This is a genomic window from Phenylobacterium aquaticum, assembly GCF_947378715.1.
GTDB classification, from domain to species: Bacteria; Pseudomonadota; Alphaproteobacteria; order Caulobacterales; family Caulobacteraceae; genus Phenylobacterium; species Phenylobacterium aquaticum_A.
Genome location: NZ_CANCLE010000201.1, coordinates 1 through 6,375, shown reverse-complemented (window position 1 = coordinate 6,375; position 6,375 = coordinate 1). Strand labels below are relative to the sequence as shown.

The 6,375-nt window shown below is 70.2% G+C and carries 11 protein-coding genes; 5 read left to right on the top strand and 6 right to left on the bottom strand.

Annotation, left to right across the window (positions count from 1 at the left end; all coding sequences use genetic code 11):
- The 3 genes from ruvC to Q7P21_RS18645 form a co-directional block, all read right to left on the bottom strand.
- Window positions 1–380 (bottom strand): crossover junction endodeoxyribonuclease RuvC (gene ruvC / locus Q7P21_RS18655; RefSeq protein WP_304179170.1); only part of this gene is annotated, 380 nt, incomplete at its 3' end.
- 110 nt (window positions 381–490) lie between these two features.
- Window positions 491–745, bottom strand: a complete 255-nt coding sequence (locus tag Q7P21_RS18650) for an antitoxin (RefSeq protein ID WP_304179159.1) — start codon at window positions 743–745, stop codon at window positions 491–493.
- Window positions 746–789: 44 nt separating this feature from the next.
- Window positions 790–1,410: a TonB family protein gene (locus Q7P21_RS18645; protein WP_304179149.1), complete on the bottom strand. Its 621-nt coding sequence runs from the start codon at window positions 1,408–1,410 to the stop codon at window positions 790–792.
- A 117-nt stretch (window positions 1,411–1,527) separates the two neighbouring features.
- On the opposite strand from Q7P21_RS18645, the gene Q7P21_RS18640 reads away from it, so the two are divergent.
- The 4 genes from Q7P21_RS18640 to Q7P21_RS18625 all read left to right on the top strand — a co-directional run bounded on the left by Q7P21_RS18640 (window position 1,528) and on the right by Q7P21_RS18625 (window position 3,759).
- The gene (locus Q7P21_RS18640; RefSeq protein ID WP_304179137.1) at window positions 1,528–1,761 is read left to right on the top strand and encodes a CsbD family protein; all 234 of its coding nucleotides are present in this window, start codon (window positions 1,528–1,530) and stop codon (window positions 1,759–1,761) included.
- Window positions 1,762–1,854: 93 nt separating this feature from the next.
- Window positions 1,855–2,487, top strand: a complete 633-nt coding sequence (locus Q7P21_RS18635; RefSeq protein WP_304179126.1) for a hypothetical protein — start codon at window positions 1,855–1,857, stop codon at window positions 2,485–2,487.
- Between the two features lie 135 nt (window positions 2,488–2,622).
- Complete coding sequence (locus Q7P21_RS18630; protein ID WP_304179114.1) at window positions 2,623–3,054, top strand: PaaI family thioesterase; 432 nt, start codon at window positions 2,623–2,625, stop codon at window positions 3,052–3,054.
- Between the two features lie 81 nt (window positions 3,055–3,135).
- Window positions 3,136–3,759, top strand: coding sequence for a heme-binding protein (locus Q7P21_RS18625; protein WP_304171740.1), 624 nt, complete (start codon window positions 3,136–3,138; stop codon window positions 3,757–3,759).
- On the opposite strand, the gene Q7P21_RS18620 is transcribed toward Q7P21_RS18625, so the two are convergent.
- Genes Q7P21_RS18620 through Q7P21_RS18610 form a run of 3 tightly spaced genes read right to left on the bottom strand, consistent with a single transcriptional unit; the run spans window position 3,756 to window position 5,897 of the window.
- The gene (locus Q7P21_RS18620) at window positions 3,756–4,241 is read right to left on the bottom strand and encodes a ribonuclease H (protein ID WP_304179098.1); all 486 of its coding nucleotides are present in this window, start codon (window positions 4,239–4,241) and stop codon (window positions 3,756–3,758) included. The two genes, Q7P21_RS18625 and Q7P21_RS18620, sit on opposite strands and share 4 nt — an antisense overlap.
- Window positions 4,238–5,116 (bottom strand): S9 family peptidase, encoded by an 879-nt coding sequence (locus Q7P21_RS18615; protein ID WP_304171744.1) that lies wholly within the window; start codon window positions 5,114–5,116, stop codon window positions 4,238–4,240. Before Q7P21_RS18615 ends, Q7P21_RS18620 begins: the two co-directional genes overlap by 4 nt.
- A gap of 34 nt (window positions 5,117–5,150) precedes the next feature.
- Window positions 5,151–5,897: a hypothetical protein gene (locus tag Q7P21_RS18610; protein ID WP_304179084.1), complete on the bottom strand. Its 747-nt coding sequence runs from the start codon at window positions 5,895–5,897 to the stop codon at window positions 5,151–5,153.
- 166 nt (window positions 5,898–6,063) lie between these two features.
- Here Q7P21_RS18610 and Q7P21_RS18605 point away from each other — a divergent pair.
- A partial coding sequence (locus Q7P21_RS18605) for a Rid family hydrolase (RefSeq protein ID WP_304179070.1) occupies window positions 6,064–6,375 on the top strand: 312 nt, incomplete at its 3' end.

The window sequence follows — 6,375 nt, the reverse complement described above, 5'->3', positions numbered from 1 at the left end:
TAGCCGACCTGGTCCTTGTCGGCCGAGCCGGTCCCGACCACGGATTTCTTGACCACGGTCGCGGCATATTCCGCCACCGCCAGCCCGGCCCGGGCCGGCGCCACCAGGGCCATGGCCCGCGCATGGCCGAGCTTCAGGGCCGAGGCGGCGTTGTTGTTCATGAAGGTCTCCTCGACCGCGGCCTCGTCGGGGCTGTGGGCGGCGATCACCGCCTCGATGGCGTCGAACAGGATCAACAGCCGCTCTGAGAACGGCAGGCTGTCCTTGGGCGCGATCACCCCATGCGCCACGTGGCTGAGCCTGGACCCCTCGGCCACGATCACCCCCCAGCCGGTGCGGCGGAGGCCGGGGTCAAGGCCGAGGATGCGGACAGAGGTCATGGCGCCTGCGAGTCGTCGTGTTCGGGATATGTTCCTACAGCGGCCGAGTTGAGGGGGGAAGGGTTAAGGAGCGGTGGATGAGGGGCGTTAGCCTTGCCCGTTCTCGATTGTCAGGGGGGCTGGTGCCTCGGTTGGATTTGCACGGGCGCAGGCGCGGGGTCCTCGATTGGGTCGAAGTCTTCGTTGAGCGTTGGCAGTTCGGCCAGCAGGGCGAGCAGAGACATGGGATGCGCCGGTTCGATGATTAGTCGGTCTCCATAGCGGTGCGTGATCGCTTCCTCACCGGGGAGCTCGAACTCTCGGGGAATGCGGACGGCTTGGTCGCTGCCGATGCGGAGGAGCTTCATTTGGCGACGAAGCGTCATTTGGGGCCTCCGGTTGGGGCGCTCGGCAGGAGTGGCTTAGGTGGCTACTTGCCGCCCGCCTTGGTCATGCAGGTGGCGAGTTCGTAGCCAACGGGAACGTTCAGGGTTCCGTCCTCGCCGCTCTCGCGGGCGCGCTTGGCTTCGCCGTCGACGGAGGCGGGCGTGCCGTGGGCGTTCGCGACAGCGGCGGCCAATTGAACAAGCCAATAGAGTGACGCCTTCCAGGCCACGCCATTTTGTTGGTCGTGGGCGATCACATGGGTGATCTGGCCGTAGCAGGCGAATGGGCCGTCGATCTGAGGGTTCGAGGAGAGATTGCTGCCGGGCAGTGCAAAGCGGATAGGGATGGTCGCCAATCGGCCGACGTTAGGCGCTTCTGAGGGAAGTTCGATCCGCAGCCGAAATCGGGTCGATAGTTCCAGCGCGGCGTGTCCGAAGCCTTCGAAACGCGGATATTCCTCCGTGACCTTGCAGTCGGTCAGATTTCCCCGGTCGGTGACAATGCAAGCAATTGTCGCTTGGCCCATCAGGCCGTGAACCGACGCGTTGCTTGGATAAATGCGGGCGAATTCGTCACCGCTGGGGCGGGTGTCCCAGTCCTTGGGGTTGATATCGGCCGCGCCGGGCGGCAGGGCCGCGATGGCGGCGGCGAAGATAGGCAGCATGCGGAATTCCACCTCAGGTCGTGGCCATAGAACCCGAGCCCCGCCCGGGTGGCAAGGCCGTGGCTCCCGAACCTAAGCCCCGCCTACGCGTTAAGCCCCCAAACGGAGCTTCGCCGCATGTCCCTGACCCGCCTTCCCGCCGCCATCGCCCTGGTCGCCCTCATGAGCCTGGGGGCCTGTGACCGGGACTCCGGCCATGCTCAGAAGACCTCGGGCAAGATCGAGTCCGCCGTTGGCGATGTCACCGGCGACAAGCACCTGCAGCGCGAGGGCCAGAAGGATCAGGTCGTCGGCGGGGTGAAATCGGCGGTCGGCGATCTGAAGGACGCGGTCAAGGACGCCAAGCCCTAGGGGCTGCGGGGGCGAGCGGGGCGCAGCTTCGCCTCGCCAAATCTCCAATGTTCCGCTATTGTTCTCATCCCCGTTCACGGCGGATGAGCCCCCATGCCCCTTTCCGACTACCAGCCGCGCCGCCCGGGCGTGGCGCCGCGCTTTGAATCGATGTTCACGCCGCAGATCGGGGCCGAGGTCTGTCGGCGGGTGGCGGCGGGGGTGAGTGTGGTGGGGGTGTGCCGCGAGCCCGGCATGCCCTGCTACGGCACGGTCTATCGCTGGATGCGGATCTATCCGCAGTTCGGGCGCGATCTGGTCCTGGCCCGACAGACGGCGCGGCGGGCGCGGGCGGCGGCGCTAAGCGAGCGAAAGGCCGCAGCGGCGGCGGCGCGGAAGTGGACCTGGACGCGGCCGGCCTGGAACCACAGCTATTCCAAGGCGCGGGCGAGCGAGATCTGCCGGCGCATCGTGCTGGGCGAGAGCCTGACGGCCATCTGCCGCGATCCGGACCAGCCGTCGATCGGCACGGTCTATAACTGGCTGCACGCCCATCCCGACTTCGCCGAGCTCTATAGCCATGCGCGGGGCGCGCAGCGCGACGGACTGGAGGATCAGGTCACCGCCCTGTTCGAGCGCCTGACCCGACGCGACCGGCGCCGCGAGAAGCGGTGGTTCATCCACCTGCGCCGGGAGATGGCCCGGCTGGCGCCCAAGGGGTGGGACATGGAGGACCGGCGCCCCTGAGATCCTTCTCCCCTTGCGGGCGAAGGAGGCGTTCTGCGATCCGTGCGCGGCGCGCACCCACCGACGACGGCGACTTGGCCTTGCCTTCCCCGCGAAATCCCCGACCTTTGCGCCCCTGATCGAGGAGGAGTCCCCATGGCCGCGACCGTGAACCGGACCAGCGTCGAAGACCTGAACCGCGCCAATATCGGCAAGTTGCCGGAGCATATCGGCCTGGTGATCACCGAGGTCGCCGAGGGCCGGGTCGTGGGGCGGTTCGATGTGCGGACCGAGTTGGTGGCCCATACCGGCTTCCTGCTGGCCGGGGCGGTGCTGTCGGTGGCCGACATCCTCTGCGCCTATGGGGTCTCCACCGCCTGGCCGGAGGGGGCGTCGGGCTTCACCACGGCGGAGGTGAAGTGCAATTTCGTCGGCACCCTGCGCGAGGGGGCGGTGGTCTGCGTGGCCAGCCTGCTGCATGGCGGGCGCACCACCCAGGTCTGGGACGCCCGCGTCGAGGACGCCGCCACCGGCAAGCTGATGGCCGCGTTCAGGTGCACCCAGATCATCCTGTATCCGCGGGGGTAGGGCCTCGCGCAACCTTCACCCTTGCCGATCCGTATATCCGCCAGCACAGCGCCCATCGGGTGACGCACGGGGGAGGTAATCATGAAGACGGCGGCGATCATCGGGGCCGGACTGGCCGTGTTCGGCGCAGGCGCCGCACAGGCGGCGGTCGAGCAGCCCAAATATCAGGTGACCGGTCATGTGGGCGCGGTGGAGATCCGCCGCTACGGCCCCAGGCTGGCGGCCGAGGCCTCGGCCGGCGGAACAGAGGAACAGGCCCGCAACGCCGGCTTCCGCAAGGTGGCGGGTTATATCTTCGGCGGCAATGTCGCCAAGCGCTCCATCGCCATGACCGCCCCGGTCGCCCAGGCGTCGCAGAAGATCGCCATGACCGCGCCGGTGGCCCAGACCGCCGGGCCCGGCGGGACCTGGACCGTGCAGTTCACCATGCCCGCGCAATACACCCGCGCGACCCTGCCCGCGCCGCGCGACCCGGCGGTGCGCATCGTCGACCTGCCGGCCCAGGACTATGCCGTGCTGCGCTTCTCGGGCTCGACCGACGCCAAGGCGGTGGCGGCCAAGACCGAGGCCCTGAAGGCCGCTCTGGCCCAGGCGAGCGCGGGCTGGCATGCGACCGGCGCGCCCGTGGCCTGGTTCTATGATCCGCCCTGGACCCTACCCGGCTTCCGCCGCAACGAGGTCGCTGTGCCCGTGGCGCGGAACTAGAGCCCCTTCACTTTCGCCAGGTTGGTCTTCGGAATGGCCGAGGCGAAAGGCTTGCCCGAGGCCTTGGCCTTGTCGCGGCCAAGCTCGGCCCAGGCGACGGCGAAGGCTGTGGGGTTGAGCTTGCCTTCGGGCGCGGGGAGCAGGGTCAGGGGCCGGGCGCCGAGCTTGGGCAGCAGCAGTTTCCACAGCTCGGCGTCGGGGACCGGCTCATTGTCGGGGGTGCGCCAGCCGGCGGCCACATGGGCGGGCAGGGCGGCCAGCACGGCGCGCACGGCCGGGGAGGCATGGAGGGTCAGGGCCGCCTTGGGGTCGAGGTCGGCCAGGGCTGCGGCGAGCGCCAGGGGGGCGAGGCCGCCCGCGGTGGTCTGGCGCTGGCCGCCGGCCTGGCCGGTCAGGTCGGCGCCGCTGGCCCGCACATAGGCCCAGCCGCCGCAGCGATAGACCGGGTCGAACAGGGTGGAGATCCAGAGGCGGACGCTCACTTCAGGGCCTGCAGCCAGGTGATGACCCGGGCTTCCAGGTCGATGCGGTGGCTGGACCAGCCGTGATCCGTCGCCGCGTGGCCGAGGCTGACCTTCGTCCCGCCCTCAGCCCTGATGGCCGCAGCCAGGGCTTCGTCCGAGGCCGCCAGGCCGTCGTCGGAGGTCAGGTCCAGATAGGGGATATTCTTCAGCCCCGGCGCGGCCTTGGCGAAGGATGTGTCGCCCAGGGTGGCGATGTCGTCGGCCATGCTGTCGGCGGTGACGCCGGCCAGGGCCTCCTTGTTGTTGGCCATGGCGGCGGCGAGGGCGGCGTGCGACGCGCCCGCCCGGTCGCCCATGTCGGCGGCGGAATAGGTGACGAGGCCGGCCAGCCCATGGTCATGGGCGGCGGTGTTGATGACCACCCAGCCACCCATGCTGTGGCCGAGGATCACCAGCCTGCCGGTGTCGATCCCCAGCTTCGCGGCGACGGCGGGGGTGCGGATATAGGCCAGGGTCGCGTCGGCGTCCTCGAGGTTCTGGCGGAAGCGGAACACCCCGGGGCTGCCCCACGCGCCGCGATAGTTGAAGGTCACCGCGTGCCAGCCGGCCCGGCGGATGGCCTGGGCGAGGTCGAGGTTCTTCTCATTGCCGGGCAGGCCGTGGAACAGCACCACCGTCGGGTGCGGGCCGGGGCCGGCGGCCAGATAGGCGACGCCGTTGATCTCCACCCCGTGGCTGGGGATGTGCAGCACCTCCATGCGGGCCGGGTGGGCGGCGTCGGCCGGCGGGTCGGTGAAGATGGCGGCCGGCAGGTCGGCGGGCGGGGCGGCGAGCGCCGAGGTCGCGATCAGGGTCGCGGCGACGGCGGCGAGCGCCAGGCGGATGCGGGACATGGACGGGGTCCTTCTAGCGGCGGTCATGCAGCGGTCATGACGCGGCTTGGGGGTTGGGCGCGACACCCACGACGGCATGGTCGGGCCCCTTGCGCACCACCAGGTCGGCGAGGGGGCGGGCGGCGACGATATGCTCGCGCAGGTTCTTCAGATTGACCTCGGTCCAGACCATGCGGGCCAGCTGGATCACCGCCGGTTGGTCCATGTGGCGGAAGCGGGCGTAGAACGAGCCGGGGTCGTCCTCGGCCGCCTCCCAGAACCGCAGGAAGCGCTCGACGTACCAGGCCTCGAGGTCGGTCTCCTCGGCGTCGATATAGATCAGGGCGTCGAGCAGGCTGGCCGGTCCGGTCTCGGGGCGGCGCAGGGCCAGGCCCTCGATGATCAGCACGTCGGGCGGATCGAGGCGCCGGGCCAGGGCCGGATCGACGTCATAGGTGGTGTGGGAATAGGCCGGGAACGTCGCCGGGCCGGTGCGGATGGCGGTGAGCGCGGCGGCGAGGGCCGTATGGTCATAGCTTTCCGGGAAGCCCTTGCGGTCGGTGAGGCCCAGCTCCGCCAGCCGGGTGTTGGTCATCAGGAAGCCGTCGGTGTGGACGATCTGCGTCTTGGCGCCGGAGGCGGAGAGCGCGCGGGAGAGCTGGCCGGCGAACACGCTCTTGCCGGCGGCGACCGCCCCGGTGATCCCCAGCACGAAGGGACCCTTGGCGGGGCGCCTCGGCTCCAGGGCCTGGAGAATGGCGGCGAGGGTCGGGCCGTCCGCGGCTGGGCCTGTCGAACTCAAGAGGCGGCGTCCGTCGTCGGAGAAATGGGCAGGCGCGCGTTGCCGCGGGCCGCGGGGACCCTATAGCGGCGCCGGCGGCGGGGGAAGCGCGCTATGGGCGCTTGGGACTCGACCCCAGATGGGCCCTCTGCTAGCCGCTGCGGCCTGGGTCCTGGGGGAGACGCGCATGCGCAAGCTGGTCAGTTCGGGGTCTCCGCTGGAGCCGGTGATCGGGTTCTCCCGCGCCGTGCGGGCGGGCCCCTATGTGGTGGTGGCCGGAACCGCGCCGATCGCCCCGGGCGGCGGGACCGCCTGTCCCGGCGACGTGGCCGGTCAGACGCGGCGCTGTTTCGAGATCGCCGAGGCGGCGCTGACCGAGGCCGGGGCCAGCCGCAAGGACGTGATCCGCACCCGCATGATGCTGACCGACATCACCCGCTGGCGCGAAGCCGCCGACGTGCATGGGGAATGGTTCGAGGGCGTCCGCCCGGCCTGCACC

What these genes read in the sequence shown, in the direction of transcription:
- Q7P21_RS18650 (WP_304179159.1), bottom strand. Translation starts at nt 745, where the DNA reads ATGACGCTTCGTCGCCAAATGAAGCTCCTCCGCATCGGCAGCGACCAA.
- Q7P21_RS18625 (WP_304171740.1), top strand. Translation starts at nt 3,136, where the DNA reads ATGAAGACGGCGGCGATCATCGGGGCCGGACTGGCCGTGTTCGGCGCA.
- Q7P21_RS18640 (WP_304179137.1), top strand. Translation starts at nt 1,528, where the DNA reads ATGTCCCTGACCCGCCTTCCCGCCGCCATCGCCCTGGTCGCCCTCATG.
- Q7P21_RS18645 (WP_304179149.1), bottom strand. Translation starts at nt 1,410, where the DNA reads ATGCTGCCTATCTTCGCCGCCGCCATCGCGGCCCTGCCGCCCGGCGCG.
- Q7P21_RS18630 (WP_304179114.1), top strand. Translation starts at nt 2,623, where the DNA reads ATGGCCGCGACCGTGAACCGGACCAGCGTCGAAGACCTGAACCGCGCC.
- Q7P21_RS18615 (WP_304171744.1), bottom strand. Translation starts at nt 5,116, where the DNA reads ATGTCCCGCATCCGCCTGGCGCTCGCCGCCGTCGCCGCGACCCTGATC.
- Q7P21_RS18635 (WP_304179126.1), top strand. Translation starts at nt 1,855, where the DNA reads ATGCCCCTTTCCGACTACCAGCCGCGCCGCCCGGGCGTGGCGCCGCGC.